This window comes from Pseudomonas sp. N-1-13 (assembly GCF_057787095.1).
This window is the reverse complement of the sequence record NZ_JBYNRI010000001.1, coordinates 1,180,558-1,207,329: the sequence shown is the minus strand read 5'-3', so window position 1 is coordinate 1,207,329 and position 26,772 is coordinate 1,180,558. Positions and strand designations below refer to the sequence as shown.

General features: G+C 60.6%; 26 protein-coding genes. 19 read left to right on the top strand and 7 right to left on the bottom strand.

What is annotated here, in order from left to right; translation table 11 throughout:
* Positions 1–138: 138 nt before the first annotated feature.
* Both AC3I65_RS05560 and AC3I65_RS05555 read right to left on the bottom strand, forming a co-directional pair.
* Entirely contained in the window at positions 139–864 is a 726-nt protein-coding gene (locus AC3I65_RS05560; protein ID WP_488523532.1) for a PA1041 family peptidoglycan-binding anchor lipoprotein, read from the bottom strand.
* A gap of 90 nt (positions 865–954) precedes the next feature.
* A complete protein-coding gene (locus AC3I65_RS05555; RefSeq protein ID WP_047228409.1) occupies positions 955–1,650 on the bottom strand; it encodes a PA1041 family peptidoglycan-binding anchor lipoprotein in 696 nt (231 codons plus the stop codon).
* A 192-nt stretch (positions 1,651–1,842) separates the two neighbouring features.
* On the opposite strand from AC3I65_RS05555, the gene AC3I65_RS05550 reads away from it, so the two are divergent.
* The 4 genes from AC3I65_RS05550 (at position 1,843) to AC3I65_RS05535 (ending at position 3,593) form a co-directional block, all read left to right on the top strand.
* A complete protein-coding gene (locus AC3I65_RS05550; RefSeq protein ID WP_047228410.1) occupies positions 1,843–2,340 on the top strand; it encodes a DUF6231 family protein in 498 nt (165 codons plus the stop codon).
* A 14-nt stretch (positions 2,341–2,354) separates the two neighbouring features.
* The gene (locus AC3I65_RS05545) at positions 2,355–2,831 is read left to right on the top strand and encodes a YchJ family protein (RefSeq protein ID WP_047228411.1); all 477 of its coding nucleotides are present in this window, start codon (positions 2,355–2,357) and stop codon (positions 2,829–2,831) included.
* A 67-nt stretch (positions 2,832–2,898) separates the two neighbouring features.
* Entirely contained in the window at positions 2,899–3,384 is a 486-nt protein-coding gene (locus AC3I65_RS05540) for an LEA/WHy family protein (protein ID WP_488523531.1), read from the top strand.
* 5 nt (positions 3,385–3,389) lie between these two features.
* Positions 3,390–3,593 (top strand): SEC-C metal-binding domain-containing protein, encoded by a 204-nt coding sequence (locus AC3I65_RS05535; protein WP_047228413.1) that lies wholly within the window; start codon positions 3,390–3,392, stop codon positions 3,591–3,593.
* Between the two features lie 177 nt (positions 3,594–3,770).
* Here the strand turns inward: AC3I65_RS05535 and AC3I65_RS05530 are convergent, their stop codons facing one another.
* A complete protein-coding gene (locus AC3I65_RS05530; RefSeq protein ID WP_487777698.1) occupies positions 3,771–4,328 on the bottom strand; it encodes a cysteine hydrolase family protein in 558 nt (185 codons plus the stop codon).
* A gap of 140 nt (positions 4,329–4,468) precedes the next feature.
* Here AC3I65_RS05530 and AC3I65_RS05525 point away from each other — a divergent pair, with 140 nt between their 5' ends.
* The 4 genes from AC3I65_RS05525 (at position 4,469) to AC3I65_RS05510 (ending at position 10,590) form a co-directional block, all read left to right on the top strand.
* Positions 4,469–5,113: a glutathione binding-like protein gene (locus tag AC3I65_RS05525; protein WP_047228414.1), complete on the top strand. Its 645-nt coding sequence runs from the start codon at positions 4,469–4,471 to the stop codon at positions 5,111–5,113.
* Between the two features lie 158 nt (positions 5,114–5,271).
* Positions 5,272–7,722 carry a penicillin acylase family protein gene (locus AC3I65_RS05520; RefSeq protein ID WP_488523530.1) on the top strand — a complete coding sequence of 817 codons (2,451 nt, stop codon included), beginning with the start codon at positions 5,272–5,274 and terminating at the stop codon, positions 7,720–7,722.
* Positions 7,723–7,876: 154 nt separating this feature from the next.
* On the top strand, positions 7,877–8,902 hold the full coding sequence (locus AC3I65_RS05515) for a ligase-associated DNA damage response exonuclease (protein ID WP_076386094.1): 1,026 nt from the start codon (positions 7,877–7,879) through the stop codon (positions 8,900–8,902).
* Positions 8,899–10,590 carry an ATP-dependent DNA ligase gene (locus AC3I65_RS05510; RefSeq protein ID WP_488523529.1) on the top strand — a complete coding sequence of 564 codons (1,692 nt, stop codon included), beginning with the start codon at positions 8,899–8,901 and terminating at the stop codon, positions 10,588–10,590. Before AC3I65_RS05515 ends, AC3I65_RS05510 begins: the two co-directional genes overlap by 4 nt.
* Positions 10,591–10,626: 36 nt before the next feature.
* Here the strand turns inward: AC3I65_RS05510 and AC3I65_RS05505 are convergent, their stop codons facing one another.
* On the bottom strand, positions 10,627–12,537 hold the full coding sequence (locus AC3I65_RS05505) for an ECF-type sigma factor family protein (RefSeq protein WP_488523528.1): 1,911 nt from the start codon (positions 12,535–12,537) through the stop codon (positions 10,627–10,629).
* Between the two features lie 461 nt (positions 12,538–12,998).
* Here AC3I65_RS05505 and AC3I65_RS05500 point away from each other — a divergent pair, with 461 nt between their 5' ends.
* The 8 genes from AC3I65_RS05500 to pdeM all read left to right on the top strand — a co-directional run bounded on the left by AC3I65_RS05500 (position 12,999) and on the right by pdeM (position 21,852).
* Positions 12,999–14,147, top strand: a complete 1,149-nt coding sequence (locus AC3I65_RS05500) for an acyltransferase family protein (RefSeq protein ID WP_488523527.1) — start codon at positions 12,999–13,001, stop codon at positions 14,145–14,147.
* Positions 14,148–14,364: 217 nt separating this feature from the next.
* Positions 14,365–15,147, top strand: coding sequence for a transporter substrate-binding domain-containing protein (locus tag AC3I65_RS05495; protein WP_047228420.1), 783 nt, complete (start codon positions 14,365–14,367; stop codon positions 15,145–15,147).
* Positions 15,148–15,204: 57 nt separating this feature from the next.
* Positions 15,205–15,933, top strand: a complete 729-nt coding sequence (locus AC3I65_RS05490) for an ABC transporter permease (RefSeq protein ID WP_047228421.1) — start codon at positions 15,205–15,207, stop codon at positions 15,931–15,933.
* Positions 15,930–16,640 carry an ABC transporter permease gene (locus AC3I65_RS05485; RefSeq protein WP_047228422.1) on the top strand — a complete coding sequence of 237 codons (711 nt, stop codon included), beginning with the start codon at positions 15,930–15,932 and terminating at the stop codon, positions 16,638–16,640. Before AC3I65_RS05490 ends, AC3I65_RS05485 begins: the two co-directional genes overlap by 4 nt.
* 27 nt (positions 16,641–16,667) lie before the next feature.
* Entirely contained in the window at positions 16,668–17,786 is a 1,119-nt protein-coding gene (locus tag AC3I65_RS05480) for a succinylglutamate desuccinylase/aspartoacylase family protein (protein WP_047228423.1), read from the top strand.
* Between the two features lie 13 nt (positions 17,787–17,799).
* On the top strand, positions 17,800–18,564 hold the full coding sequence (locus AC3I65_RS05475; RefSeq protein ID WP_047228424.1) for an ABC transporter ATP-binding protein: 765 nt from the start codon (positions 17,800–17,802) through the stop codon (positions 18,562–18,564).
* 145 nt (positions 18,565–18,709) lie between these two features.
* Complete coding sequence (locus AC3I65_RS05470) at positions 18,710–21,196, top strand: ligase-associated DNA damage response DEXH box helicase (RefSeq protein WP_488523526.1); 2,487 nt, start codon at positions 18,710–18,712, stop codon at positions 21,194–21,196.
* A complete protein-coding gene (gene pdeM, locus AC3I65_RS05465) occupies positions 21,196–21,852 on the top strand; it encodes a ligase-associated DNA damage response endonuclease PdeM (RefSeq protein ID WP_047228426.1) in 657 nt (218 codons plus the stop codon). The genes AC3I65_RS05470 and pdeM overlap by 1 nt, the downstream gene beginning before the upstream one ends.
* Before the next feature lie 36 nt (positions 21,853–21,888).
* Here pdeM and AC3I65_RS05460 read toward each other — a convergent pair whose 3' ends face one another.
* Positions 21,889–22,104, bottom strand: coding sequence for a hypothetical protein (locus AC3I65_RS05460; protein WP_047228427.1), 216 nt, complete (start codon positions 22,102–22,104; stop codon positions 21,889–21,891).
* Between the two features lie 102 nt (positions 22,105–22,206).
* Positions 22,207–22,773, bottom strand: a complete 567-nt coding sequence (gene dcd / locus AC3I65_RS05455) for a dCTP deaminase (RefSeq protein ID WP_003184751.1) — start codon at positions 22,771–22,773, stop codon at positions 22,207–22,209.
* 354 nt (positions 22,774–23,127) lie between these two features.
* Here dcd and AC3I65_RS05450 point away from each other — a divergent pair, with 354 nt between their 5' ends.
* Entirely contained in the window at positions 23,128–23,337 is a 210-nt protein-coding gene (locus AC3I65_RS05450; protein WP_002554837.1) for a cold-shock protein, read from the top strand.
* 195 nt (positions 23,338–23,532) lie between these two features.
* Here the strand turns inward: AC3I65_RS05450 and AC3I65_RS05445 are convergent, their stop codons facing one another.
* Positions 23,533–24,540, bottom strand: coding sequence for a DUF481 domain-containing protein (locus AC3I65_RS05445; protein ID WP_047228428.1), 1,008 nt, complete (start codon positions 24,538–24,540; stop codon positions 23,533–23,535).
* A 137-nt stretch (positions 24,541–24,677) separates the two neighbouring features.
* Between AC3I65_RS05445 and AC3I65_RS05440 the strand changes: the two genes are divergently transcribed.
* Both AC3I65_RS05440 and AC3I65_RS05435 read left to right on the top strand, forming a co-directional pair.
* A complete protein-coding gene (locus AC3I65_RS05440) occupies positions 24,678–25,058 on the top strand; it encodes an MGMT family protein (protein WP_171061418.1) in 381 nt (126 codons plus the stop codon).
* A gap of 44 nt (positions 25,059–25,102) precedes the next feature.
* Complete coding sequence (locus AC3I65_RS05435) at positions 25,103–26,668, top strand: AmpG family muropeptide MFS transporter (RefSeq protein ID WP_139051014.1); 1,566 nt, start codon at positions 25,103–25,105, stop codon at positions 26,666–26,668.
* The last annotated feature ends 104 nt before the right edge of the window (positions 26,669–26,772 follow it).

Genomic DNA, 26,772 nt, shown 5'->3' with positions numbered 1-26,772 from the left:
CCCGGTAAGTATTATTCTTTGCACGCACAGTAACGGCTTGCGCGCAGAATAAGCCAGAGGCCAGGGCAAATTTAATCTGACGCAAACCTCGACTCGTCGGGTCGCCCCACTGGCGACCCGACGGCTCTGGCACGCGGCTCAGCGCTGGACATGCAACTCAACCCGACGATTCTGCGCCCGCCCCTCATCGGTCTCGTTGTCAGCCACCGGCTCGCTTTCACCCTTGCCTTCACTGGTGAGCTTGTCCGGTGAAAGCCCCTGGGTAAGCAGATATTCCACCACGCTGCTTGCCCGACGCTCGGACAACCCCTGGTTGTAGGCGTCAGTGCCGACGCTGTCGGTGTGCCCCACCACGCGAATACTGGCGACATTGGCATGACTCAATTTGCTCATCAGCCCATCGAGTTGGCTTCGCGCGTCTTGAGTGAGATCGGATTTATCGAAGTCGAACAGCACCTTGCCGGCATCGTTGAGGGTGATCACTTCAGTGGCCGGTGCCTGAGGTTCAACCGGCGGAGCGCTGACCGGGTATTGCGGCAACGGGCAACCATGATGTTCAACCGGGGTATTGGCCGGCGTGTCGGGACAACGGTCACGGCGGTCGAACACGCCGTCATCGTCCTCGTCGCCATCCTGGGCGTAGCAGATCAGGCCGCCGGTCAACAGCCCCAGCGCAGCACCGCCCGCCGCCCAACCGCTGCTTTCGAGGGCCCCCAGGCCGCCGCCAACCAGACCGCCGATCAAGCTACAGACTGGCCAGGTGCGTTGATTAAGCGGTGCGCCGCCATCGCTGTGAGTGGCACAACCTGACAATAGACTGCCCGCCAGCAGTACCGGTAAGGCGGCCCTGAGTAGAACGTTCATGGTGAATGCTCCTGTGTTACCGGCCCATACCGGTCACACAGGAGTAAAGACCCGCATCCGCGACTGTACAAGCCGCGGATGACGGGGGCTTCAGCGATTTATCTTGATCTCCGTGCGGCGGTTCATGGCCCGACCATCGGCGGTGCTGTTGTCCGCCACCGGCTGGCTCTCACCGGCCCCCTCCACCGAAACGAAGCTGGAACGGGGCACGCCGCTCTCAACCAGGTATTGCACCACCGCGTTGGCCCGTTGTTCAGACAGGCGCTGGTTATAGGCATCGCTGCCGACGCTGTCGGTGTGGCCGGTGACGCGCAGTTGCGCGGTGGACGTTTCCTGTTTGAGTCGGGTTGCAATCGTGCTCAGGACCTCCTTGTCTGCCGCCGTCAGCGTGGCCTTGTCGAATTCGAAATGCACGTCACGGATCACAATGGTTTCTTCCTGGACCACCACGACTTCTTCAACCATCGGCGCCGGTGCCGGTGGCGGGCAGCCGTCGGCATCGACTTGCACGCCCTTAGGCGTGCCCGGGCATTTGTCGCGGCTGTCCGGCACGCCATCGCCATCCTCATCGCCGTCGCCATGCACCCAGCAATAAGCCGCCGCCATGGTGCCGACAAACAATGCACCACCGCCGGCCCAGGAGGTGCTTTCGATGGCGCCCAATCCAGCGCCCGTCACACCGCCAACCGCCGCGCAGGTCGGCCAATCGGTTTTCTGCAAACCTGCGCAACCAGTCAACACACCGGTCAGCAGAACCAAGGGTAACGCTGTGCGAACTATGCTCATTGGGTTTTCTCCTTGAGGGATCGGCTTTGCGCCGATTCAGGGGAGTAAAGACCCGACTCCGCATCCGCGCCAGCATCACGCTATCGCGGTTTTTGCCCCCTATTTGCCGTAGATCGATACGTTTAAGCACAAACCGCTCTAGGCCATGGGGTCCGCGCAGGCTATCGTGGCGGCTCTGACAGAGGAACTTCGATGACCGTTGCCATTTCTTCCCGTACGCCCCAGCAAGCCCTGGCTGCCGTGCTGGACCGTTATGCCCCGAAAAAACTGCTGTTGATCGGGGCCAGCAGCTTCCCTGCCCTTGAGGCGTTCCAGCAAGCGCATCCTGATACTGAAGTGGTCCACGCCGCCCCTGGCGCCCTTGCGGCGGACGTGGCGGCGCGACGTTTTGACCTGGCCCTGGCGCTTGATTGCCTGGAGCATTTGCCCAAACGTGACGGTCTGAACCTGTTGGGTGGCATCCGCAATCTCAACGCCAGCCGTATCGCCGTGCTGGCGGACCTCAATGCCTGCGGCTGGCAAGAAACTGATTTCTTTTCCCTGGCCCTGCAGGCCAGTGAGCGATTCCAGCGCGAGGAGCAGGTGCTGACCCTGTTTACCTACGATCTGCTTGAATACAAACAAGTCCCTGACTGGCTCAACTCACGCTTTTGGGCCAACCCGGAAAACTTTGGAAAATACTGGTGGTAGCCGTGAACACAAGCATGCACACAACCATTTGCCCGTGCGGCAGTGGCAACCCACTGGACGCCTGCTGCGGCCATTACCACGATGGTCACCCGGCGCCCTGCGCCGAAGCCTTGATGCGTTCGCGTTATAGTGCCTACGTGCTGGGATTGGTGGACTATCTGGTGGCCACGACCTTGCCCGCCCAGCAGGACGGCCTGGATCGCCAATCCATCAGCGAGTGGAGCGCCAAAAGCACATGGCTCGGACTGGAGGTGGAAAGCAGCGAAGTATTCGGTGGCCAACCCGAACACGCCTTTGTCACCTTCACCGCGCGCTGGCACGACGGCCAGGGGGAACACAGCCACCGCGAACAGTCATCCTTCGTACAGAACGGCGCACGCTGGTACTTCATCGACCCGACAGTGCCAGTCAAGACCGGACGCAACGACACCTGCCCGTGCGGCAGTGGGCACAAATTCAAGAAGTGCTGCGCAGGCTACTTTAATCGCTGATATCGGAATCGTCCGACACTGCTGCGCTCGCCAGCAGGCTAGACTGGGATAAACCAGAGGCACGGACATGACCCTTTCATCACATCTGCTGCGCATCACCTGCCTGCTGCTGTTCATCGGGCTCGGCAGTTGTGCGTCCTGGCGAGGTGATGAGGCCCCTGAACCGCAGGTGCATCTGACCAAGGTCGAGGTGGTACGGGCGCGGCTGGTGGAGCAGAAGTTCACGCTGCACTTTCGTGTGGACAACCCCGACGACAATGATTTGACCGTGCGCGGCATAACCTACCGCATTCATCTGGGCGACCTGTTGCTGACCGAAGGAGAGCACGAGCACTGGTTCACGGTGCGTCCCGGGCATAGCCGCTACTTCAGGGTTCCGATCCGCACCAACCTGTGGCCGCAAGTGCGCAAGCTGGTGAAAATGCTCGAAAAACCTCGCCAGCAGATCCCCTATCGCCTGGAAGGTGAGCTGGAAACCGGTTTATTCATCGCCCACTACGTGCACCTGAGGCGCAATGGCGTGATAATCGCCGCCGATTTTATTGCGGAGTAACCCCGATGACCCAGCAACCCCACGTCCATGGCCCTGACTGCAACCACGATCATGACCATCACCACGATCATGATCACGGACATGTCCATGGCCCCAACTGTGGCCACGCCCACCAGGAACCCGTGCGCAACACCCTGAAGGATGTCGGCCGCAACGACCCTTGCCCATGCGGCAATGGCAAGAAATTCAAGAAGTGCCACGGCGCTTGATGATCCGGGCGAAGATAATCTTCGCCTATTGAATCGTCCTCGCGAGCAGGCTCGCTCCCACAGGGGCCTGCGGCGAACACAAAATCTGGATTCACTACTGAGCCCTGTGGGAGCCTGCTCGCGATGGGGCGTTTGAGGCTAATCCATACCGGCTGGGGCAACCCCACACACTCGGTTTCAACCCGCCGCAAGAATCTCCTTCACGCTGACCACTGTCGCATACTCGCCATGCAAGTTGCCCAGCGACATGGCATGGACCTCGCCAGCCGAACGGGCATGGCCAAAATAGTCAGCCTTGTCGAAGGTAAAACACGCGTCTTCGGCCACCCAAGTGTCGAATCCCAGATTGCCGGCCGTACGCGCCGTGGACTCCACTGAGTTGTTCGTCGCCACGCCCACGATCACCAATTGCTCAATCCCCGCTTCCCGCAAGTCTGTCTCCAGGCGCGTGTCGCAGAACGCATCCGGCACCTGCTTTTGAACCAGCCTTTCCCCGGCTAACGGCTCGAACCGCTCCTGAACCTCCACGCCCGATTGCCCGGGCCAGAATACTGAGTCCGGCGAGCGGGACAGGTGGTGGACATGAATCACCGGCCGTGCCGATTGTCGCCAGAAATCGAGCAACTGGAGCATGCGCAGCTCCGCATCGGGGTTGTTGCGAGGGCCTAGCCTGGGGTGAAGGATGCCTTTTTGTTGATCGATAAGAATCAACGCTGCGTTTTTCTGTAACTCCATGCCGGTTTTCTCGTGTTCGGTCATTGAATTTTCCACACTTGAGCATCACCTCTTCCTACAGGCAAGCCTTTCGGCAATCAGGACGACCTCCCGCCGTCATGTGTTGTCCATCCATCACGCTGTCTTATCTGGAGCCCTCCATGATCGACCTGTATTACTGGACCACGCCCAACGGCCATAAAATCTCGTTGTTCCTTGAAGAAGCCGGCATGCCCTACAAGGTGCACCCGATCAACATCGGCCAGGCAGAGCAGTTCAAGCCCGATTTCCTGAAAATCGCCCCCAACAACCGCATTCCGGCGATCATCGACCACAAACCCGCCGATGGTGGCGAGCCGATTTCGCTGTTCGAGTCGGGCGCGATCCTGCTGTACCTGGCGGAAAAAACCGGCCAGTTCATTCCAGAGAATTTGCGCGGACGGCAAGAAGTGTTGCAGTGGCTGTTCTGGCAGATGGGCGGCCTGGGGCCGATGGCCGGGCAGAATCATCACTTCAGCCGGTTCGCCCCGGAAAAAATCCCCTACGCGATCAAACGCTATGTCGACGAAACCGCTCGTCTGTATGGTGTGCTGGATCGCCGCCTGGCGGACCGTGAATTTGTAGCGGGCAACGAGTACAGCATTGCCGACATGGCGATTTATCCCTGGACCGTTTCACACCAATGGCAAAGCCAGCGGCTGGAAGACTTCCCGAACGTGCAGCGCTGGTTCAATCGCATCAAGGAGCGCCCGGCCACTGCCAAGGCCTATGCCCTGGTAGACAAGGTCAACCCGCCCAAGCCCTGAGCCCTCCTGATACACCCAAAACCCTGCTGTGGATAAGCCTCACAGCAGGCTTTCATCGCCAAATCAACAAATAACCCCTGCCCCCGCTTGCGCGCCCTCCTCCTGCTCACTAACGTAGCGCCTTTATCGGTGTCCCCCCCTCCCGCAGGAGCTTTGCCATGGCCTCGCCAGCCTCTATTTTTCCCTTCCCCCGGCTCGGCGTTGCCGCCGCAGTGGCCAGTGTGCTCGGTCTGAGCGGTTGCCAGACCTGGAACGCCCAGGACACGGTTCCTCCGACGTCCGGCGTGCAACCGCTCAAGGGGCTGGCGCAGAACGTCTCGGTTCGACGCAATGCCATGGGCATGCCACTGATCGAGAGCAACAATTTCCATGACGCCCTGTTCAGCCTCGGCTACGTCCATGCCAGCGACCGCATCAGCCAGATGGTGACCATGCGCCTGCTGGCTCAGGGTCGTCTGGCAGAAATGTCCGGCGCCGAACGACTGGACGTCGATCGCTACATGCGTGCGGTCAACCTGAAGAAAAGCGCCGACGAGCTGTACAAAGCCTCCTCGCCGCGGCTCAAACGCTTCTTCGAAGTCTATGCCCGCGGCGTCAACGCGTACCTGTTCCGCTATCGCGACAAGTTGCCGCCGGACCTGGCCGCCAACGGCTACAAACCCGAATACTGGAAACCGCAAGATTCGGCGCTGATGTTTTGCCTGCTCAATTTCAGCCAATCGGCCAACCTGCCGGAAGAAATCGCCGCCTTGGTGCTGGCCCAGACGGTCACCCAGGACAAACTGGCCTGGCTGAGCCCCTCGTACCCGGATGAACAACTGCCGATGGCCGAGGCCGATAAGCTCCAGGGCCTGCGGCTCAGCGGTCAGGTCCCGGGCCTCAACGAAGTCAGCAAGGCCAGCGCTAAGTTGTCCGAACTGAATTTGCTGAATATTGCTTCCTCCAGCAACTGGGCCATCGCCCCGCAGCGCAGCCGCAACGGCAAGAGTCTGCTGGCCAGCGACAGCCATGGCCCATTGAGCGTGCCGTCACTGTGGGTTCCCGTGCAGATTCGTGCGCCCAAGTATCAGGCCGCCGGGGTTTCCGTGGCGGGCATCCCGATGATTCTGGCGGGGTTCAACGGCAAAGTGGCCTGGAGCATGAGCAGCGTGTTGGGCGACAACCAGGACCTGTTCCTGGAAAAAATCCGACGCCAGGGCAATGGTCTGTCCTACGAGGTCAACGGCAAATGGCAGCCGGTGATGGTCCGCAACGAGACCTACTTCATCAAAGGCCAGCGACCGATTCGCGAAGCGGTGAATGAGACCCGCCACGGCCCGCTGCTCAACAGTGTCCAGGGCTCGGCCATGGCCAACGGTCTTGGCCTGGCCTTGCAGACGCCGAGCTTTAGCGACGACAAAACCCTGGACGCGTTCTTCGACTTGTCCCGAGCGCAGAATGTCGAGAAAGCCTCCGATGCCAGCCGTGAAATCCGCGCCATCGCGGTGAACATGATCTTTGCCGACGCCAGCCACATTGGTTGGCAAGTTACCGGGCGCTATCCGAACCGCCGCGAAGGTGAAGGCCTGTTGCCATCGCCCGGTTGGGAAGGTCGCTACGATTGGGATGGCTACGCCGACCCGATGCTGCACCCCTACGATCAGGATCCGGCCCAGGGCTGGCTCGGCGCCGCCAACCAGCGAGTCATTCCCGACGGCTACGGCATGCAGTTGTCCAATTCCTGGGGCGCACCGGAGCGCGGCGAGCGTATGGCCGAGCTGGCCGGGGCCGGCAAGCACGACAGCCGCAGCCTGACTGCCATGCAATATGACCAGACCACGACCTTTGCCGCCAAGCTCAAGAAAGTCTTCGAAGCCCCGGGCATGGCCCAACCGCTCAAGCAGGCGATCGACGCGCTACCAGTGGCGGACCGGGCCAAGGCTCGCGAGGCCTATACCCGGCTAATGGCTTTCGATGGCCGGCTCAGCCCAGGCTCCGCCGACGCGGCGATTTATGAACTGTTTCTGCAGGAAAGCATGAAGCAGATCTTCCTCGACGAACTGGGTCCGGACAGCAGCCCGGCGTGGAAAGCGCTGCTCGCCAACGGTCAGTTGTCCTACTCGGCCCAGGCCGATCACTTGCTCGGTCGCGAAGACAGCCCGTTCTGGGATGACGTGCGCACACCGCAGAAGGAAGACAAATCCGTGATCCTGGCCCGCAGCCTGGCAGCGGCCATCACTGCTGGCGACAGCCAGTTGGGCGGTGACCACAAGGCTTGGCAGTGGGGCAAGCTGCATCGCTACGAATGGAAGAACAGCAGCGGCCAAATCGTCCGCGGCCCCCTGCCCGCCGGCGGCGATGCCTCCACGCTCAACAGCTCGGCATTCGTCTGGGGCGAGAGTTTCAACACCACCCAGGCGCCGGCCATGCGGTTCATCGTCGACTTCGGCCAGCCCGAGCCGTTGATGATCCAGGGCGGCACCGGCCAGTCTGGCAACCCCGCCAGCCCGAACTACGTCAATGGCATTGATCCGTGGATCAAGGGGAACTATCAGAATCTGCCATTGCAGCCGCAGAACTTTGAGCGGGCGTACGGCAAGGCGCGCTTGACCCTGGTGCCCGGTAAATAAGCTGTCCGGTGTGGCGAGGGAATTTATCCCCGCTGGGCTAAACCCCCTCGCCACATTTGTCCGCCCTGCCACCTGATCCTGCCGCACCAAACCCGATAGAACTTCTCCTCCCGCCCCCGCCTCTACCAGACAAGCCCATCTTCCCGGTGAATGCATGGATCTTGTCATTGCCCGCCCCGAAGGCCTGTACTGCCCGCCCGGAGATTTCTACATCGACCCCTGGCGTCCGGTGGAACGTTCGGTCATCACCCACGCCCACGGCGATCACGCCCGTGGTGGCAACCAACACTACCTGGCAGCGGCCCCCGGCGAAGGCATTTTGCGTTCGCGATTGGGCCAGGACATCAACCTGCAAACCCTGGCCTACGGCGAGCGCTTGCTGCACCACGGCGTGAGCTTGAGTTTTCATCCTGCCGGCCACGTGCTGGGTTCGGCCCAGGTGCGCCTGGAATATAAAGGCGAGGTCTGGGTGGCGTCCGGGGACTACAAGGTCGAACCCGACGGCACCTGCGCGCCGTTCGAACCGGTGAAGTGTCATACGTTCATTACCGAATCCACCTTCGGCCTGCCGATCTATCGCTGGCAGCCTCAAGCGCAGGTCTTCGACGAAATCAATCAGTGGTGGCGCGGCAACATTGCCGTCGGCCGGGCCAGCGTGCTGTTCTGCTATTCCTTTGGCAAAGCCCAGCGGATTCTCCACGGAATTGACGCGAGCCTGGGTCCGATCCTGGCCCACGGTGCGGTAGAACCCCTGAACCGGGTCTATCGCGAGGCCGGGATCCGTTTGCCAGCGACGATCTATGCCGGCGACATCAAAAAGAACGACCCAATCATGAACCAGGCGCTGATCATCGCTCCCCCCTCTGCCGGTGGGAGCACCTGGATGCGCCGTTTCGGTGACTACAGCGACGCCTTCGCCAGCGGCTGGATGCGCCTGCGGGGCACCCGTCGGCGACGCGGCGTGGATCGCGGCTTTGTGCTGTCCGACCACGCCGATTGGCCCGGCTTGCTCTGGGCCATCGAACAGACCGGCGCCGAGCGGGTGATGGTCACCCACGGTTCAGTGGGCGTACTGGTGCGCCATTTGTGCGAGCAAGGCCTGGATGCCCAAGGCTTCAGCACCGAATACGGTGACGATGAAGAAGACTCAGGCAGCGCCACCGACGAGGACGCGTCATGAAAGCCTTCGCCCAGTTGTATGCCGAACTGGACGCCACCACCTCCAGCAATGCCAAGCTCGCCGCCATGCAGGATTACTTCACCAAGGCCCCGCCCCAGGACGCAGCGTGGGCCGTGTATTTCCTGTCTGGAGGGCGCCCGCGACAACTGGTACCGGTCAAGACCTTGAGGGAACTGGCGGTGCAGATATCCGGGTTGTCGCTGTGGCTGTTCGAAGAAAGCTATCAAGCCGTGGGTGATCTGGCTGAAACCATCTCACTGGTCCTGCCAGAATCACCTCAGCGTTCCGACGAAGGCCTGTCGCTGTGGATCGAAGAGAAACTCCTGCCGCTGCGCGGTGAATCGCCTGAGGTGCTGGCGATGCGGTTGCCGGCGTTGTGGGCGCAACTCGACCGAGCCAGCCTGATGCTGTGCATCAAACTCATCACCGGCAGTTTCCGCGTGGGCGTGTCCAAGTTGCTGGTCACACGCGCGCTGGCGGCCATGGCCGGGCTGGACAGCAAACGGGTCGCCCAGCGGCTGGTGGGGTATACCGACCTGTCCCATCGTCCGACCGCTGCAGGCTACCTCAAGCTCATCGCTGCCGAATCCGCTGATGAGCACGCCCAGCGCGGCGGCCAGCCTTATCCGTTCTTCCTGGCTCATGCGTTATCGCAAGCGGTGGAGCAATTCGACACGACGCTGGGACCGGCCAGTGACTGGCAGGTGGAATGGAAGTGGGACGGAATCCGCGCCCAGGTGGTCAAGCGCGATGGCCATTTGTGGGTCTGGTCCCGGGGCGAAGAGCTGGTCACCGAGCGCTTCCCCGAATTGCACAGCCTGGCGCAGGCGTTGCCCGACGGCACGGTGATCGACGGCGAAATCGTGGTATGGAAAGCCGCGCCGCCATCCACCGCGGATGCCTTCGATCCGGATACGCCGCTGGAACCGAGGGTGCAGCCCTTTGCCCTGCTGCAACAACGCATCGGCCGCAAAACCCTGGGCAAGAAAGTCCTCGAAGACGCCCCCGTGGTGGTGATGGCCTACGACCTGCTGGAATGGCAAGGCGAGGACTGGCGCAGTCGTGTGCAGACCGAGCGCCGCGAACAACTGCAGACCCTGATTGCCCACTGCCGCAGCGCGGTGCTGTTGCCCTCCCCGATCATCACCGGCAAAGATTGGTTCGACCTCGCCCGGCAGCGCGAAGCGTCCCGCAGCCTCGGCGTCGAAGGCATGATGCTCAAGGCCCGCGACGCGCTGTACGGCGTTGGCCGGACCAAGGACATGGGCGTGTGGTGGAAGTGGAAAATCGACCCGTTCAGTGTCGACGCGGTACTGATCTATGCGCAACGCGGGCATGGCCGCCGCGCCAGCTTGTACAGCGACTACACCTTCGCCGTCTGGGACAACCCGCCGGGCAGCCGTGAACGAACACTGGTGCCGTTCGCCAAGGCGTATTCGGGACTGACCGATGACCAAATGCGTCAGGTCGACAGCATCGTGCGCAAGACCACCGTGGAGAAGTTCGGCCCGGTGAGCAGCGTCACGCCGACCCTGGTTTTTGAGCTGGGCTTCGAGGGCATTGCATTATCCAAGCGCCACAAGAGCGGGATCGCTGTGCGCTTCCCGCGGATGCTGCGCTGGCGCCAGGACAAAAGCGTCGAGGAGGCTGACACGCTGGCGACGCTTCAGGATCTGTTGAAAGGTTGACCGTTCTCCTCCGAACAGGGCCAGCGTCGGCCCGTGTCATGACGCCCTCCACATCAAGGCGAAAATACTTTCACCCGGTACTTCAAAACGTATGCGTCCATCCCTGCACTGGACAGGGGCATCGCGCTGGCGGCTATCAGGACCGAAAAGGGCGAGGGATGGGCAGGCAGTGCCTGCGCCCTGCAGGCTGATCCGTTGCAGACGGTCGCCCTTGTTTACCCCCAGCACGCTGCGTTCGTTGCCGCGGGCCATCGCCAGGGCATCGACCTCGAACGCGCTGTTGTCCATACGCAGAACCTGATCGAGCCAGTGCGACTGGATGAATTGCTGCGCCAAGCCTACCGGTTTGAGCTCGAAGCGATCGGGTCCTGGCAGGCGGATCATGCCTTTGAGGTGGTGCGGATCGTCAGCGGCCTGAAACCAATTGAGCACGTCGAGCAAACCATCCTGGGCTGAGTTGATCGCAACCGAGGCCCACCAGAGCGATGCGAAGTGGGTCTCCTGTTCGTAGGGGCTCACGCTTGAGCCACTGGAGATATTGGTCTGGTCCAGCAACAACGCCTTGCGTGGCCGGCCATCGGCTTGCAGGCCGACGACTTCGGCGGCCCGGCGCACGGAGTCGCGGTAGACCCGCGTGGCCAGCAGGTCGCGAATCATCCACTCGTGCCAGGCCAAGGCATCGATTTGTGCCGCCGATTCGTCGAGCATCCGCCGAGCCCAGTCGATGCCACGGTGCTGGGCGCCTCGTCGCGTAAACGGGCCGTTGACGAAACGCGAGCTGGCGGGCATGGCGATGCGCACGCCGGCCTCCCGCGCCCCCGGGTAGTCGAGCACCTGACGATACATGGCGTCGAAGAAGTGCTTGTACGTCGCATAGTCGGGATAGTTGTAATTGGGTTCGTCGGCAAACGAGAGGTAGTGCGTGCCGCTACCCAGGGCTACGGTGGCCGCCAGCCAGGCGTTCAGGCCGGCGTTGCTCTGGCTGTTGGCCTTCAGGTCGGCCTTACGCCCAGTGGCGGCCAGCAAGGTGATGTTCGTATCAATGCCACCGCGTTCCAGATAAAAACGTCTGAAGGCATCTTCGTAATGGGGGTCAGCGGCCATGATGTCGACGGCGCTGTAAAAGCTGCCCGCACGGGGCTTGAGCGCGTCGAGCGCGCTGTAGCTTGCCGGCGGTGGAAGCAGGTAGGGCAAGGCCAAGCCCAGGCGCGGCGTGGGGCCCAGCATGTCGGGGTGCAGGGCCAGCTCGGTGCGGCCGCTGTCCTGCCGCAGCGGCTGCAGGTGCTGCGGGCGCTGGGCGAACAGGTTGGCGGTGCCGTCCAGCCAGAAGGCCGCTTTGCCTCTACCTTGCAGGCGCAAGCGCCAGTCTTGATCCCTATCGCTGACGGGTAAGGCAACCTGGTCGAACTTCGGGTACTCCTGGTAGGGCTTGAGCCTCAGTTCGACTGTTTTGCCATCGCCCAGGCGCTCGGCATTCAGAGCCCTGACGCCGCCGAAATACTTGCCTGCCAAGGTCGCCTGCTCGCCACCGCGGACCTTGAAATACAACTCGACGTTGGCGGCGGTCTCGACGCTGAAGTGCACTTTCGTCGGCGCGAACAGGGCGACGGTCTTGTCGTCGTGCTCGAAGCGATAGCGCCTGAAGCTATAGCCCGGGACTTCGACACGGTAACTGGCGGCGCTGGCGGGCAATGCCCAGTCTTGTTTGCCGCTCCCTTCGCTGGCGGGAATAAAACGCTCGTCGCGCAGTTGCCCCTGGCCGTCGAGCAAGTAGATGCGTTCTTCATTAGCGTCGGTTTGCCAGGCCGGCACCCAACTGACGCGCAAGGTGTCGTCGCGCCCTGCCTGCAAATAGAGGCTGCCGTCACGCACATCGCCCCAGCGCATTGGCGCGGCCTGGGCCAGGCTGCTGAACGCCAGCGTTAATATCACGGCGATGCGTTTCATAATGTCCTTTCACCATCTAACTGAGGCGCATTGGCGCTCTGCCATCATCGCTCTATACAGTAGTCGCTGTGTAACATGCGTGAGAAAAATAGTGTGGATCGTCGATGAACGGTATTTAAAAATATGTATTCAGGTGGCGCTTTATGCGCCTCTAAAAAAACTATGGATGCCCCGCCCACTAGCAGTTTTTCTGACGCCGTAATTGCGTCATCAGGGCATTTATCACGACAAGAAAAAACCGACTTGCTCTTTTAAAGAGCAATGCTAACGTGACATCAGAGCCCACTATTTATTTAAGTGTTTTCAACCGTCCAGATCCTGCGCCAGGCCCTTCATGCAACAGTGACGGGGATACCCTCATTCAGGGAGTGGGCAGCACCCTCCCCGGGGTGCTGCCCCAATGACGTGGCGACCGGAGTGAAACCCAAGACGTGCCAATCGTACAAGCAAGGGAGCCTGACATGCGCGCAGAGCAGCGGTTTCATTCACTGGACAGTTTCAGGGGGTTGATGGCCATTTCAGTAATGCTCTATCACTTGCGCGTCAGCGGTAGTTTTACCGAATGGTTGTTATTCCGTCACGCTGAAGTATTTGTATCTTTCTTTTTTGTATTGAGTGGCTTTGTATTGACGCACGCCTATGGCAGCTCGATAACGTTCAACTTTAGAAAGTTCTTCATATCACGAACCTTCCGCTTGCTTCCCTTGCACCTCTTTATGTTGGGCGTCTTTATACTGTTAGAGTGCGGTCGATATTGGGCTGCGCAAAAAGGCATGGACTTCAACAATGCGCCATTCTCAGGAAAGTTCGCCCCTTCTGAAATCCTGCCGAATGCACTGCTGTTGCAATCCTGGACGCATTTGACTAACCCACTGTCATTCAACTATCCGTCCTGGAGCATCAGTATCGAGTATTACACCTACATGATCTTCGCCCTGATCGTGTGTATCGCTTTCGGCATCAGGACGTGGGTATGGGGGACGGTGGTGCTCGTGGCCTTGGCGCTGATGTATGCCGGTAATACCTTCTTCACCATCGAGTCGCTGCGCGGCCTCGCTTACTTTTTCACTGGCTGTCTGGCTTACGCCGTGTACCTGAGGCTCCCCCAGCCCAGCCGGGCCCAGACCTGGTTATTGAGCACGCTTGAAGTGGCGGCAGTGACAGTGGCGCTGATTTTCGTGATCAACGATTTTGCAGGCAAGCAGTTGTGGGCCAGCCCGTTGTTCGGTGTCATCGTTGTGATATTCGCCTTTGATCGTGGCGCCGTGTCGCGGCTGTTGGCGGGCCGTGGCTTCGGTTTTCTCGGCAAGTTGTCTTATTCCATCTACCTGACCCACGCGGCCGTTCTGTTTTGCGTAGTGTCGGCATTCATGGTGGCGAAGAAAATCGTTGGCGTTGACATTGCACCGGTGATCGACGGGACTCGCTACCTGGACCTCGGTAATGTACTGCTCAACAACCTCATCGCTTTGCTGGTAGCGGGATCGGTAGTCCTGGTGTCGATGTTCACCTACCGATATGTCGAAATGACCGGGCAATCCCTTGGTCGAGCGCTTAGCAGCCCACCCTCGCACAGCGGTCCGGTATTGAGACCTGATACCGAGGCCTGAAAAAACAGCAGAGTCCGCGCCATCCTGGTGCATCTTTTAAAGCCTGCTCATCCCCGCGCACCATCACGTCCCGCTGGCTGCCGCCAAAGTTTTTAAAACGCTTGTTCGGCACTCTGGTTCGGAAATTGCTACCTTTATGCCGTCATACCGTTCTCGCCTTCACCGGTAACAATACTTACGCGCCACAAGCGCTCATATTGGTTTTAGGGATTGAATAATGAAAAAAGCACTGCTGACCCTTTCTGCACTGGCGTTGTGCATGGCCGCCGGCGTCGCCACGGCCAAGGAATACAAGGAACTGCGTTTTGGTGTCGACCCGTCCTATGCCCCGTTTGAATCCAAGGCCGCCGACGGTAGCCTGGTAGGTTTCGATATCGACCTGGGCAATGCAATCTGCGAAGAATTGAAGGTCAAGTGCCGCTGGGTCGAAAGCGATTTCGACGGCATGATCCCTGGCCTGAAGGCCAATAAGTTCGACGGCGTGATCTCGTCCATGACCGTGACCCCGGCCCGGGAAAAAGTCATCGACTTCTCCAATGAACTGTTCTCCGGCCCGACCTCGTATGTGTTCAAGAAGGGTTCCGGCCTGAGCGAAGATGTCGCGTCCCTCAAAGGCAAGACCGTCGGTTACGAGCAAGGCACCATCCAGGAAACCTATGCCAAAACCGTACTGGACAAGGCTGGGGTCAAGACCCAGGCCTACCAGAACCAGGACCAGGTTTATGCCGATCTGACCTCCGGCCGCCTCGATGCGTCGATCCAGGACATGCTGCAGGCTGAACTGGGCTTCTTGAAATCGCCAAAAGGTGGTGACTATGAAGTCAGCAAACCCGTGGACAGCGAACTGCTGCCTTCCAAGACCGCCATCGGTATCAAGAAAGGTAACAAAGAGCTGAAGGCTCTTTTGGATAAAGGTATCAAAGCGTTACACGAAGACGGCAAGTACGCCGAGATCCAGAAGAAACACTTTGGCGATCTGAATCTGTACAGCGGCAAATAATGCGCAGCGCCCATCCGGCCTCGGATGGGCGCTTTTTTTCTGCCAAAGGCCTCTTCCATGTTCGAACAACTCCTACAAAATCTGGGGCTCAGCGCCTTCAGCCTGCAGGGCTTCGGCCCGCTGCTGATGCAGGGCACCTGGATGACCATCAAGCTGGCGGTCCTGTCTTTGTTACTGAGCGTTTTGCTCGGCCTGTTGGGGGCCAGCGCCAAGCTGTCCAGCGTCAAACTGCTGCGTATCCCGGCCCAGCTCTACACCACGCTGATTCGCGGCGTGCCGGACCTAGTGCTGATGCTGCTGATCTTCTACAGCCTGCAAACCTGGCTGACCTCTTTTACCGACTTCATGGAATGGGAATACATCGAGATCAACCCATTCGGCGCCGGGGTCATCACCCTGGGCTTCATTTATGGCGCGTACTTCACCGAGACCTTTCGCGGGGCGATTCTCGCGGTGCCCCGGGGTCAGGTCGAAGCCGCCACGGCGTATGGCCTCAAGCGTGGCCAGCGTTTTCGGTTCGTGGTGTTTCCGCAAATGATGCGCTTTGCCCTGCCGGGCATCGGCAATAACTGGATGGTGATGCTCAAGGCCACCGCGCTGGTGTCGATCATCGGCCTGGCCGATTTGGTCAAGGCCGCCCAGGATGCCGGCAAAAGCACCTACCAACTGTTTTACTTCCTCGTGCTCGCGGCGCTGATCTATCTGCTGATCACCAGCGCGTCCAATGTCGTGCTGCGCTGGCTTGAACGCCGTTACGCCGCCGGTGCACGGGAGGCGGTGCGATGATCGAACTTCTTCAGGAATACTGGCGACCGTTCCTCTACAGCGACGGCAATCACATCACTGGCCTGGCCATGACGATGTGGCTGCTCAGCGCCTCGCTGCTGATCGGCTTCGTGATCTCAATCCCGCTGTCCATCGCCCGGGTCTCCCCCAAAGTCTACGTACGCTGGCCAGTGCAGTTCTACACGTACCTGTTCCGCGGCACGCCGCTCTACATACAGCTATTGATCTGCTACACCGGCATCTACAGCCTCGAAGCCGTGCGCGCCCAGCCCCTGCTCGACAGCTTCTTTCGCGATGCGATGAACTGCACGATCCTGGCCTTCGCCCTGAACACCTGCGCCTACACCACGGAAATCTTCGCCGGGGCGATTCGCAGCATGAACCATGGCGAAGTCGAAGCGGCCAAGGCTTATGGCTTGACGGGCTGGAAGCTGTACGCGTACGTGATCATGCCGTCGGCGTTGCGACGTTCGCTGCCGTACTACAGCAACGAAGTCATCCTGATGTTGCACTCGACGACCGTGGCGTTCACCGCTACCGTTCCAGACGTGCTCAAAGTCGCCCGGGACGCCAACTCGGCCACCTTCCTGACCTTCCAGTCGTTCGGTATCGCCGCGTTGATCTACCTGACCGTGACCTTTGCACTGGTGGGCCTTTTCCGCCTCGCCGAACGCCGCTGGCTGGCCTTTCTCGGGCCGACTCACTAGGGCTTCTGTTCCAGGACATACACGCAAATGCGCCACCAGATTCATGACCTGCTGGCCCCACTGCCGGGGACCGCACGCAAGATCCACAGTTTTCACTTCGGCCCGGAAGAAGCCGTCGGCAAAATCTACATCCAGTCGTCCCTGCACGCTGATGAGTTGCCCGGCATGCTGGTGGCCTGGCACCTCAAGCAGCGTCTGGCCGAGCTTGAGGCATCCGGTCACCTGCGGCACGAAATCGTGCTGGTGCCCGTGGCCAACCCCATCGGCCTGGAACAAGTGCTGATGGACGTGCCGCTGGGCCGCTACGAAATGGAGAGCGGGCAGAATTTCAACCGCCGGTTCGTCGACCTCAGCGAAGAGATCGGCAACCAGATCGAAGGCCAGCTCACGGATGATCCACAGCACAACCTGATGCTGATCCGCGAACACCTGCGCGACGCCCTCGCCCGCCAGACCGCCAGCACGCAATTGCAATCCCAGCGCCTGGTTCTGCAACGGCTGGCCTGCGACGCTGACATGGTGCTGGACCTGCATTGTGATTTCGAAGCGGTCGCTCATCTCTACACCACCCCCGAAGCCTGGCCCCAGGTCGAGCCGCTGGCCCGCTACATCGGCGCCGAAGCGAGCCTGCTGGCAACGGATTCGGGCGGTCAGTCGTTCGATGAATGCTTCACCCTGCTCTGGTGGCAACTCAAGGAGCGCTTCGGCGAACAATTCGAGATTCCCCTGGGCAGTTTTTCGGTCACCGTCGAACTGCGCGGCCAGGGCGACGTCACCCACGACCTGGCGAGTCTCGACTGCCAGGCCCTGATCGAATACCTGATCCGCTTCGGTGCCATTGACGGCGAACCGATGCCCTTGCCCGATCTGCCCTACCCGGCTACGCCGCTGGCCGGCGTGGAGCCGGTGGCGACACCGGTCGGCGGCCTGCTGGTCTACAGCGCCGTGCCCGGGGAGTACCTGGAGGCGGGGCAACTGGTGGCGCAAATCATCGACCCCATCAACGACACCGTCACCCCCGTTCATTGCTGCAATGCCGGGCTGCTGTACGCCCGCTCGCTGCGTCGCATGGCCACTGCCGGCATGGTGATCGCCCATGTCGCCGGCGCCGAAGCCTACCGCAGCGGCTACCTACTTTCGCCTTGAGGATGCATGCCCCATGTACAAACTGACCATCGAAGGCCTGCATAAGAGCTATGGCGAACATCAGGTGCTCAAAGGCGTTTCGCTCAAGGCCAGGACCGGCGACGTGATCAGCCTGATCGGCGCCAGCGGCTCGGGCAAAAGTACCTTTTTGCGCTGCATCAACTTTCTGGAACAACCTAACGACGGCGCAATGAGCCTGGACGGCCAGGCGATCCGCATGATCAACGACCGCCACGGCATGCGCGTGGCCGACGAAAAGGAACTGCAGCGCCTGCGCACCCGCCTGGCCATGGTTTTCCAGCACTTCAACCTGTGGAGCCACATGAGCGTACTGGAAAACATCACCATGGCGCCGCGCCGGGTGTTGGGCGTCAGTCAGCAGGAAGCCGAAGACCGTGCCCGTCGTTATCTCGACAAGGTCGGCCTGCCGGCGCGAGTGGCCGAGCAGTACCCGGCGTTCCTCTCCGGTGGTCAGCAACAGCGCGTGGCCATCGCCCGCGCCCTGGCGATGGAGCCGGAGGTGATGCTGTTCGACGAACCCACCTCGGCCCTTGACCCGGAGTTGGTGGGAGAAGTCTTGAAGGTGATTCAGGGCCTGGCCGAAGAAGGCCGGACCATGATCATGGTGACCCACGAAATGAGCTTCGCTCGCAAGGTGTCTGATCAGGTGCTGTTTCTGCACCAGGGCCTGGTGGAAGAAGAAGGCGCGCCGGAAGACGTGCTGGGCAATCCCAAAAGCGAGCGGCTCCAGCAGTTTCTCAGTGGCAACCTGAAATAAACCCGACAAACCTGAAAGACTGCTTTTGTGGCGAGGGAGCTTACTCCCTCGCCACAAAAGCGCCCTCGCCACGATTTTCTTCATTAAACCTTTCATCCCTCACCGCGGTCACTGAAAGAGGACTTTCAGGGCGCACGCGGCGGGTATGGCGACATCCAACAACTACGCAAACCAGTGGTTCAGCGCCCGCGGCTGGAAGCCGTTCGCCTTTCAAAAACAAGTGTGGGCTGCCGTCAAACGCGGCGAATCCGGGCTGTTGCACGCCAACACCGGGGCCGGCAAGACCTACGCCGTGTGGTTCGCGGCGCTCAACCGGTTCGCCCGCTCGGCGCCACCGCCGGATAAACCCCGTAAACGCAAACCAGTGACCGAACCGCTGACAGTCCTGTGGATCACGCCGATGCGCGCGCTGGCCGCCGATACAGGCAAAGCCCTCGAGGCACCACTGGCAGAGCTGCAGATTCCATGGAGCGTCGGCCTGCGCACCGGCGACACCAGCGCCAGCGAACGCGCCCGCCAGGGTCGGCGTCTGCCCACCGCGCTGATCACCACGCCCGAAAGCCTGACCCTGATGCTCGCCCGTGCCGATGCGCAAACGGCTACCTCGACGCTGCGCATGGTCGTGGTGGATGAATGGCACGAGTTGCTCGGCAACAAACGGGGGGTGCAGTTGCAATTGGCATTGGCGCGCTTGCGGCGCTGGCATCCCCAACTCATCGTCTGGGGTGTGTCCGCCACCTTGGGTAACCAGGCCCACGCCGAACAGGTATTAATCCCGCAAGGCAATGGCATCAGCGTGCAGGGGGCCAACGGCAAGGCGCTACGGGTCGATACGCTGCTCCCCCCGGCCCTCGAACGTTTTCCGTGGGCCGGCCACATCGGCCTGAAGATGCTGCCCCAGGTCATTGCTGAAATAGACGCCAGCAGCAGTTGCCTGGTTTTCACCAACACCCGGGCGCAATCGGAAATCTGGTATCAGGCCATTCTCCAAGCCAGGCCGGACTGGGCCGGGCTGATCGCGCTGCATCACAGTTCATTGTCCCGGGAAACTCGCGACTGGGTAGAGCAGGCCCTCAAGGAAGGGCAGCTCAAGGCGGTGGTCTGCACCTCCAGCCTGGATCTGGGGGTGGACTTCTTGCCAGTCGAACGGGTCCTGCAAATTGGCTCGGCCAAAGGCGTGGCGCGGCTGATGCAACGCGCCGGGCGTTCTGGTCATGCGCCGGGGCGGACCTCGCGGGTCACGCTGGTGCCGACCCACAGCCTGGAGCTGATCGAAGCCGCCGCCGCACAAGACGCCGTGGCTCAGCGGCGCATCGAACCCCGGGAATCGCCCCATAAGCCGCTGGATGTATTGGTCCAGCATCTGGTCAGCATGGCCCTGGGCGGCGGTTTCATGCCTGACGAGCTGTTTGAGGAAGTGCGCGGCGCCTGGGCCTATCGGGACCTCAACGAAGCCGAATGGGCCTGGGCCCTGGCCTTCGTGCGCCATGGTGGGCTGTCATTGACCGCCTATCCCGACTACCGGCGGGTCGAGCCGGACGAACACGGCGTGTGGCGAGTCCCCGATGCGCGACTGGCCCGACGACATCGCATGAGCATCGGCACCATCGTCAGCGACGCCAGCCTGCAATTGAAGTTCTGGAGCAAAGGCGGTGGCGGCAAGACCTTGGGCAGCGTGGAAGAAGGCTTCATCGCTCGCTTGCGGCCTGGAGATGGTTTTCTGTTTGCCGGACGCTTGCTGGAATTGGTCCGCGTCGAAGACATGACCGCCTACGTGCGACGCAGCCAGGCCAAAAAAGCCGCCGTGCCGCGCTGGAACGGTGGGCGGATGCCGCTTTCCAGCGAGCTGGCCGGCGCCGTCGTGGCCCGTCTGAGCGAGGCCGCCACAGGCCGCTTCGAGGGCCCGGAGATGAGCACCGTGCAGCCCTTGTTATCGATTCAACAACGCTGGTCCGGTTTACCCACGCAAGAAACATTGTTGGCCGAGCGCCTCAAATCCCGCGAGGGCTGGCATCTGTTTCTGTATCCCTTTGCCGGGCGCCAGGTTCATCTGGGGTTGGCGAGCCTGCTGGCCTGGCGCGTCAGCCAACAACAGCCGGTGACGTTTTCCATCGCGGTGAACGATTACGGCCTGGAACTGCTCAGTGCCACGACACTGGACTGGACGCAGCACCTGGGGCCGGAACTCCTGAGCGTCGACAACCTGCTGGGCGATGTGCTGGCGAGCCTGAACGCCGGAGAGCTGGCGCTTCGACGCTTTCGCGAAATCGCCCGGATCGCCGGACTGGTATTTGCCGGCTATCCCGGCGCACCCAAAAGCACCCGCCAAGTCCAGGCGTCCAGCGGGTTGTTCTTTCAGGTGTTCAAGCAATACGACGCCGACAACCTCTTGCTGGCCCAGGCCGGGGAAGAAGTCCTGCGTGAAGAATTGGATATACGCCGACTGGAGCAGACCTTGGAACGCCTCAATACCTTGAAGCTCGACCTGCATGCCATTAAACGGCCCACCCCACTGGGATTCCCCTTGCTGGTGGAGCGATTCAGGGAAAGCATGAGTTCGGAGAAGCTCGCCGATCGCATCCGGCGGATGGTCAGCGAACTGGAAACGACCGCTGATCGTGGTGACGCCTGATGCCGGCGCCCTATCCCGTCAGCCTGGCCGGCGAAGAACTCTGGTTATTGCCGGAAAAAGCCCTGTACTGGCCTGCCCAGCAAACCCTGATGGTCGCCGATGTGCATTTCGGCAAGGCCGCTGCTTATCGCAGCCTAGGCCAACCGGTGCCCCATGGCACGACGGCCAGCAACATCGCCGTGCTGGACGGGCTACTGGCGAGCCTGCCATGTCGCCAACTGATCTTCCTAGGCGACTTTCTCCACGGTCCAGGTTCCCATGCCCCAGGCACCTTGAAGGCCCTTTGTAGCTGGCGTGAACGACATCAGCACCTGGCCATGACGCTGATTCGCGGCAATCACGACAAACGTGCCGGCGACCCGCCGCCAGCGCTGAACATCCGGGTCGTGCCGGAGCCTTTGTTGCTCGGACCTTTCGCCGTACAACATGAGCCCGATCCGCATCCCAGCCGCCACGTCCTGGCGGGCCATGTCCATCCCGTCTACCACCTGAGCGGCAAAGGACGGCAACGGCTGCGCCTGGCCTGCTTCCGGCTCGCCAGCGACATCAGCCTGCTACCGGCCTTTGGCGCATTCACAGGGGGTCATCGGGTCGAACAGGACAATGACTGCAGGATCTTTGTCATTGGGGATAACGAAATATGGCCCGTCAGTTGAAGCACACGTGCTTTCCACTGACGGGCCATTTTGCGATCAGGCAACAGGCGCAGGAGGCGGCTCATCCGGCAGGGTGGGTTCACCGGGTTCGCTGGGTTCGAGGGGCTGTTCGTTGGGGGTATCGGGATCAGGCTGGCCTGGAATACCGCCCGCCGCTTCGGCAGGGTGGGCCAGCAATGACCAAGCCATGACACCGATCTGATTGGGCTCAAGCTTTGCCAGTTCGGCACTGATTCGCGGATCGATCTTCATAGAGCAACTCCTGGGCGAAGGCCCGCTGCGCTGAGGCAAAAAAACGGGCAGTACACCCCATAGAGTGCCTGCCCGCCCAGGAATTCAAACTGTTCGTCAGAATCAGGTACGCGGCAGCGTTACGCCGCGCTGGCCCTGATATTTACCACCACGATCCTTGTAGGACACTTCACATTCCTCATCGGACTCAAGGAACAGCATCTGCGCCACACCCTCGTTGGCATAGATTTTTGCCGGCAAGGTCGTGGTGTTGGAGAACTCCAGGGTCACATGGCCTTCCCACTCAGGCTCCAGCGGCGTGACGTTGACGATGATGCCGCAGCGCGCGTACGTGCTTTTACCCAGGCAGATGGTCAGCACGTTGCGCGGGATACGGAAATACTCGACGGTGCGCGCCAGGGCAAATGAGTTCGGTGGAATGATGCAGACGTCGCTCTTGACGTCGACGAAGCTCTTCTCGTCGAAGTTCTTCGGGTCCACGGTCGCCGAGTTGATGTTGGTGAACACCTTGAACTCATCGGCGCAGCGCACATCGTAGCCGTAGCTGGAGACGCCGAAGGAAATCAGCCGATCGGCGCCTTCGCCACGCATCTGGCGCTCGACGAAAGGCTCGATCATGCCGTGCTCTTGCGCCATGCGGCGAATCCACTTGTCCGATTTGATGCTCATGGCGGTTTCCTGAAATAGCGAGGTGGAAAAAATACGTCCGGCATCTTACCGGGGCGCGAGGCCGGGTTCAAAGTGCGGGACGTAAATCTCGCCGATCCACCTTGATTTCCTGGTCCTGACGGCAATACCGCTGGCCGTCAGTCACCAAAACCGAGAAACCTTCGCAAAGACCATTGGCACATTCAGGAAAAAGGGTTAAGGTGACGTCACTGTGTTGCTTGTGTCACTGAGAATCTCTACACGATATGTTGAATTTCGATCCAACCATCTACAAGAATTTTTCCTGCTCTTTGCACTCAGTCTCGGCCAGGGTTCTTCCTGAGTCGCAGTTATCTTTGTTCAAGGAGTTACACCATGTCTAATCGCCAAACTGGTACCGTTAAGTGGTTCAACGATGAAAAAGGCTTCGGCTTCATCACTCCACAATCCGGTGACGACCTGTTTGTTCACTTCAAAGCAATCCAATCCGACGGCTTCAAAAGCCTGAAAGAAGGCCAACAGGTTTCTTTCATCGCTACCCGCGGTCAGAAAGGCATGCAAGCTGAAGAAGTTCAAGTTATCTAACTTGTCCTTGCTTTAGTAAAAAGCCCCGCCCTCAAAAGCGGGGCTTTTTTGTGCCTGTGTGTTTTTGCCCACGCACAAAAAAAATGTGGGAGCGAGCCTGCTCGCGATAGCGGCGTGTCAGTCAACGTTGATGTTGCTGATCCGCCGCTATCGCGAGCAGGCTCGCTCCCACACGGGTTGGTTGCTAGACCGGGATTACCAGGTCACGCCAAACCCTGCGGTGTAGCGCGTCTTGCTCAAGTCGCTGTCTTCGGTGCCTTCAATGACATCTTTCTCGGCCTTGAGGTTGAGCGAAGCCCAGTCGGTAACTTTGTAGCGCAGCCCCACCTCGGCGTCGTAGGCATATTCGGCAACACTGGACAGCGGCTTGCCGACTTCGCCATTGGTGAAGAACTCGACGCGCTTGCCAATCAGGTAGCGGTTGTAGTCCCACTTCATGGCGATGGAATAGAAGTTGTCGGTGCCACCGTCGCGGTATTCGTAATCGGTGCGGTTGAACAGCGAACCCAACGAGAAAGCACCCAGCTCGTCATCCCAGAACTGGTAGCCCGGACCGGTACCCACCACGCGCTGGCGAGCCAGCTCTTCGACTTTGTCGCGCTTGTAATTCAGGCGCCCTTGCCAGAACCATTTTTCCGTCAGGAAGCGGTCGAGGGAATACTCCAACCTCCAGTTGTCGGTGGAAACCACGTCATCCTGGAACTCACGGTTGTATTCGCCTTCGGCGGTATGCCGCCATCTGCCGTGGCGTGCCGAGGTCTTGAAATCGATGTCGTAGTCATCGGTATCGTTTTCCGCGCGCTGATAATCCAGTGCGGCGTCGATATTGCCCTTCCACACCAGATCCTCGACCACCGGTTTGGGTTTGAGGATTTGCTGGATACTGGCCAGCTCGACGGTTTTGGGTCCGTCGCCGTTGGCCAGGGTCACCTTGCCGTCCTCGGCAGCCTGCAGCGCCTTGGCTTTTTCGCCGGTGTAGGCATCCTGCTTGACCAGCAATTGCTGGTCGCTCTCAAGAGTCTTGACCTGTTTCCAGTCGATGGGAATCGCGCCGGCGTAATCGGTCTGGATCAGCAACTTGCCGCCATCGAAAACGGTGATCTTGCCGCTGAGCTTGTCGCCGTTCTTCAACCAAACGGTATCGGCAAGCAATGGCATGGAGGCGCTGGTGACAGCTAGGCATAGCAGGGTTCTAGACAACATAAGCGTATAAAGAGCTCAAGTTTGCGGTAAAAAGGCGGCATTATCCCCCGGGACGACACCTTAGCAAGGACTGACCGAAGTATTTGTAATGAGTTCATTTCTCAACCAACCTTGCGGGATTTAATCTACAAACGGCAATACGCCCTTGCCCAGGACACCTGAACGTGACTGATGCTCCCGCGGCCCCAGAGAACGCCGCCCAGATCCGCCGCACCACCCTGTACCTGACCCTGGCACAAGTGCCGGCCGGCAAGGTCGTGACCTATGGTCAGCTAGCCGAGATGGCCGGTCTGGGCCGAGCGGCGCGCTGGGTAGGGCGTACCCTCAGTCAGTTGCCGAACGACACAAAGCTGCCATGGCATCGAGTATTGGCTGCCGGCGGTCGGATCAGCCTGCCGGCCGGCAGCGCCTCAGGGGATGAACAACGCGCGCGCCTGCGCACGGAAGGGGTGAGTGTCCTGAATAATCGTGTTGATATTCAGCGCCATGGCTGGCGCCCGGTAGAGCACAGCGGTTAGAGTGCGCGCTTTGTTTTCGCAATTTTTGAGGCAGACTCCAGCCCATGCCCCGTAAAACCTGGCGCGCCGCCCTCGCCGCCTATGCCAGTCCCTCGACGCTCGTGCTGTTGCTGCTTGGCTTCGCCGCCGGCCTGCCCTACATGCTGGTGTTTTCCACGCTTTCGGTCTGGTTGCGCGAAGCTGGCGTGGCCCGCGAGACTATTGGCTACGCGAGCCTCATCGGCCTGGCCTATGCCTTTAAATGGGTCTGGTCGCCCCTGCTCGACCAATGGCGCCTGCCGCTGCTGGGCAAACTCGGCCGTCGGCGTTCATGGTTGGTGCTCTCCCAGGCCCTGGTGATCCTCGGCCTGATCGGCATGGGCTTCTGCGACCCGCAAAAGCACCTGTCATGGTTGATCGCCATCGCCGTGATCGTGGCTTTCGCGTCGGCCACCCAGGACATTGCCGTCGATGCCTATCGCCTGGAGATCGCCGACGACACCCGCCAGGCGGCCCTCGCCGCCAGCTACATGTCCGGGTACCGGATCGCGGCATTGCTGGCCACCGCGGGCGCACTGTTCTTTGCCGAAGGGTTCGGCTCCACCGGTTTCAGTTATAAGCACTCGGCCTGGGCAGGCACCTATCTATTGTTCGGCGCGCTGATGGTCCCTGCTCTGCTCACCTCGCTATTCATGCGCGAACCGCCGGTACCGCTACGCACCCAGTTGCAGGCCGGTCGCTATAGCTTCGTCCACCAGTTGGCCTCGGTGTTCGTACTCATCGTGCTGCTGGTGTCGGTACCGGCGATGTTCACCCAGCTCTATAACACCGACTTTGCCAGTGTCCTGTTCGAAGGCGTCAGCCTTCTGGACCTGCTGCTCGAAGACCGTGCCTTCCTGCGGGCCATTCTCTATATCACCCTGACAGCCCTGTGCCTTTCGGCCATGGGGCGCCGCGGGCTGGCGCCGGTGCTGACACCGGTCAACGATTTCATCCTGCGTTACCGCTGGCAGGCCCTGTTGCTGCTTGGGCTGATTGCCACCTACCGGATGTCCGACACGGTCATGGGCGTCATGGCCAACGTGTTCTACATCGACCAAGGCTTCACCAAGGACCAGATCGCCAGCGTCAGCAAGATTTTCGGGCTGATCATGACGCTCGTCGGCGCCGGCATGGGCGGCTTGTTGATCGTGCGTTTCGGTATCCTGCCGATCCTGTTTATCGGCGGCGTTGCCTCCGCCGGCACCAATATCCTGTTTTTGATGCTCGCCGACATGGGCGCCAACCTGCAGATGCTGGTTGTCACCATCTCCCTGGACAACTTCAGCTCCGGCCTGGCCACTTCGGCGTTCGTCGCCTACTTGTCGAGCCTGACCAACCTGAAGTTCTCGGCCACCCAATACGCCCTGCTCAGCTCGATCATGCTGTTGCTGCCGCGCTTGATCGGCGGTTACTCAGGGGTGATGGTGGAGAAATTCGGCTATCACGACTTCTTCCTGATCACCGCCTTGCTGGGGGTTCCGACCCTGTTACTGATTGCCTTGCACTGGTATCAGGAAAACCGCCGCCAGGGTTCAGGCTCGGCTTCGGAGCCGGAACCGACACCCACGCGACCTGCGCAAGAATCGTAGGAAACTTCCAGCAAGCGCCGGCGAAACCGGCGCTCATGCCTGGCGACCGGCCACGCGCCTGTACGCCAGGGCATCTCGCCCGTACAATGCTCCGTCACTTCTCG

What these genes read in the sequence shown, in the direction of transcription:
- AC3I65_RS05445 (WP_047228428.1), bottom strand. Translation starts at nt 24,540, where the DNA reads ATGTTGTCTAGAACCCTGCTATGCCTAGCTGTCACCAGCGCCTCCATG.
- AC3I65_RS05485 (WP_047228422.1), top strand. Translation starts at nt 15,930, where the DNA reads ATGATCGAACTTCTTCAGGAATACTGGCGACCGTTCCTCTACAGCGAC.
- AC3I65_RS05490 (WP_047228421.1), top strand. Translation starts at nt 15,205, where the DNA reads ATGTTCGAACAACTCCTACAAAATCTGGGGCTCAGCGCCTTCAGCCTG.
- AC3I65_RS05550 (WP_047228410.1), top strand. Translation starts at nt 1,843, where the DNA reads ATGACCGTTGCCATTTCTTCCCGTACGCCCCAGCAAGCCCTGGCTGCC.
- AC3I65_RS05555 (WP_047228409.1), bottom strand. Translation starts at nt 1,650, where the DNA reads ATGAGCATAGTTCGCACAGCGTTACCCTTGGTTCTGCTGACCGGTGTG.
- AC3I65_RS05435 (WP_139051014.1), top strand. Translation starts at nt 25,103, where the DNA reads ATGCCCCGTAAAACCTGGCGCGCCGCCCTCGCCGCCTATGCCAGTCCC.
- AC3I65_RS05475 (WP_047228424.1), top strand. Translation starts at nt 17,800, where the DNA reads ATGTACAAACTGACCATCGAAGGCCTGCATAAGAGCTATGGCGAACAT.
- AC3I65_RS05480 (WP_047228423.1), top strand. Translation starts at nt 16,668, where the DNA reads ATGCGCCACCAGATTCATGACCTGCTGGCCCCACTGCCGGGGACCGCA.
- AC3I65_RS05495 (WP_047228420.1), top strand. Translation starts at nt 14,365, where the DNA reads ATGAAAAAAGCACTGCTGACCCTTTCTGCACTGGCGTTGTGCATGGCC.
- AC3I65_RS05560 (WP_488523532.1), bottom strand. Translation starts at nt 864, where the DNA reads ATGAACGTTCTACTCAGGGCCGCCTTACCGGTACTGCTGGCGGGCAGT.
- dcd (WP_003184751.1), bottom strand. Translation starts at nt 22,773, where the DNA reads ATGAGCATCAAATCGGACAAGTGGATTCGCCGCATGGCGCAAGAGCAC.
- AC3I65_RS05460 (WP_047228427.1), bottom strand. Translation starts at nt 22,104, where the DNA reads ATGAAGATCGATCCGCGAATCAGTGCCGAACTGGCAAAGCTTGAGCCC.
- AC3I65_RS05510 (WP_488523529.1), top strand. Translation starts at nt 8,899, where the DNA reads ATGAAAGCCTTCGCCCAGTTGTATGCCGAACTGGACGCCACCACCTCC.
- AC3I65_RS05515 (WP_076386094.1), top strand. Translation starts at nt 7,877, where the DNA reads ATGGATCTTGTCATTGCCCGCCCCGAAGGCCTGTACTGCCCGCCCGGA.
- AC3I65_RS05505 (WP_488523528.1), bottom strand. Translation starts at nt 12,537, where the DNA reads ATGAAACGCATCGCCGTGATATTAACGCTGGCGTTCAGCAGCCTGGCC.
- pdeM (WP_047228426.1), top strand. Translation starts at nt 21,196, where the DNA reads ATGCCGGCGCCCTATCCCGTCAGCCTGGCCGGCGAAGAACTCTGGTTA.
- AC3I65_RS05545 (WP_047228411.1), top strand. Translation starts at nt 2,355, where the DNA reads ATGCACACAACCATTTGCCCGTGCGGCAGTGGCAACCCACTGGACGCC.
- AC3I65_RS05500 (WP_488523527.1), top strand. Translation starts at nt 12,999, where the DNA reads ATGCGCGCAGAGCAGCGGTTTCATTCACTGGACAGTTTCAGGGGGTTG.
- AC3I65_RS05520 (WP_488523530.1), top strand. Translation starts at nt 5,272, where the DNA reads ATGGCCTCGCCAGCCTCTATTTTTCCCTTCCCCCGGCTCGGCGTTGCC.
- AC3I65_RS05525 (WP_047228414.1), top strand. Translation starts at nt 4,469, where the DNA reads ATGATCGACCTGTATTACTGGACCACGCCCAACGGCCATAAAATCTCG.
- AC3I65_RS05540 (WP_488523531.1), top strand. Translation starts at nt 2,899, where the DNA reads ATGACCCTTTCATCACATCTGCTGCGCATCACCTGCCTGCTGCTGTTC.
- AC3I65_RS05450 (WP_002554837.1), top strand. Translation starts at nt 23,128, where the DNA reads ATGTCTAATCGCCAAACTGGTACCGTTAAGTGGTTCAACGATGAAAAA.
- AC3I65_RS05530 (WP_487777698.1), bottom strand. Translation starts at nt 4,328, where the DNA reads ATGGAGTTACAGAAAAACGCAGCGTTGATTCTTATCGATCAACAAAAA.
- AC3I65_RS05535 (WP_047228413.1), top strand. Translation starts at nt 3,390, where the DNA reads ATGACCCAGCAACCCCACGTCCATGGCCCTGACTGCAACCACGATCAT.
- AC3I65_RS05470 (WP_488523526.1), top strand. Translation starts at nt 18,710, where the DNA reads ATGGCGACATCCAACAACTACGCAAACCAGTGGTTCAGCGCCCGCGGC.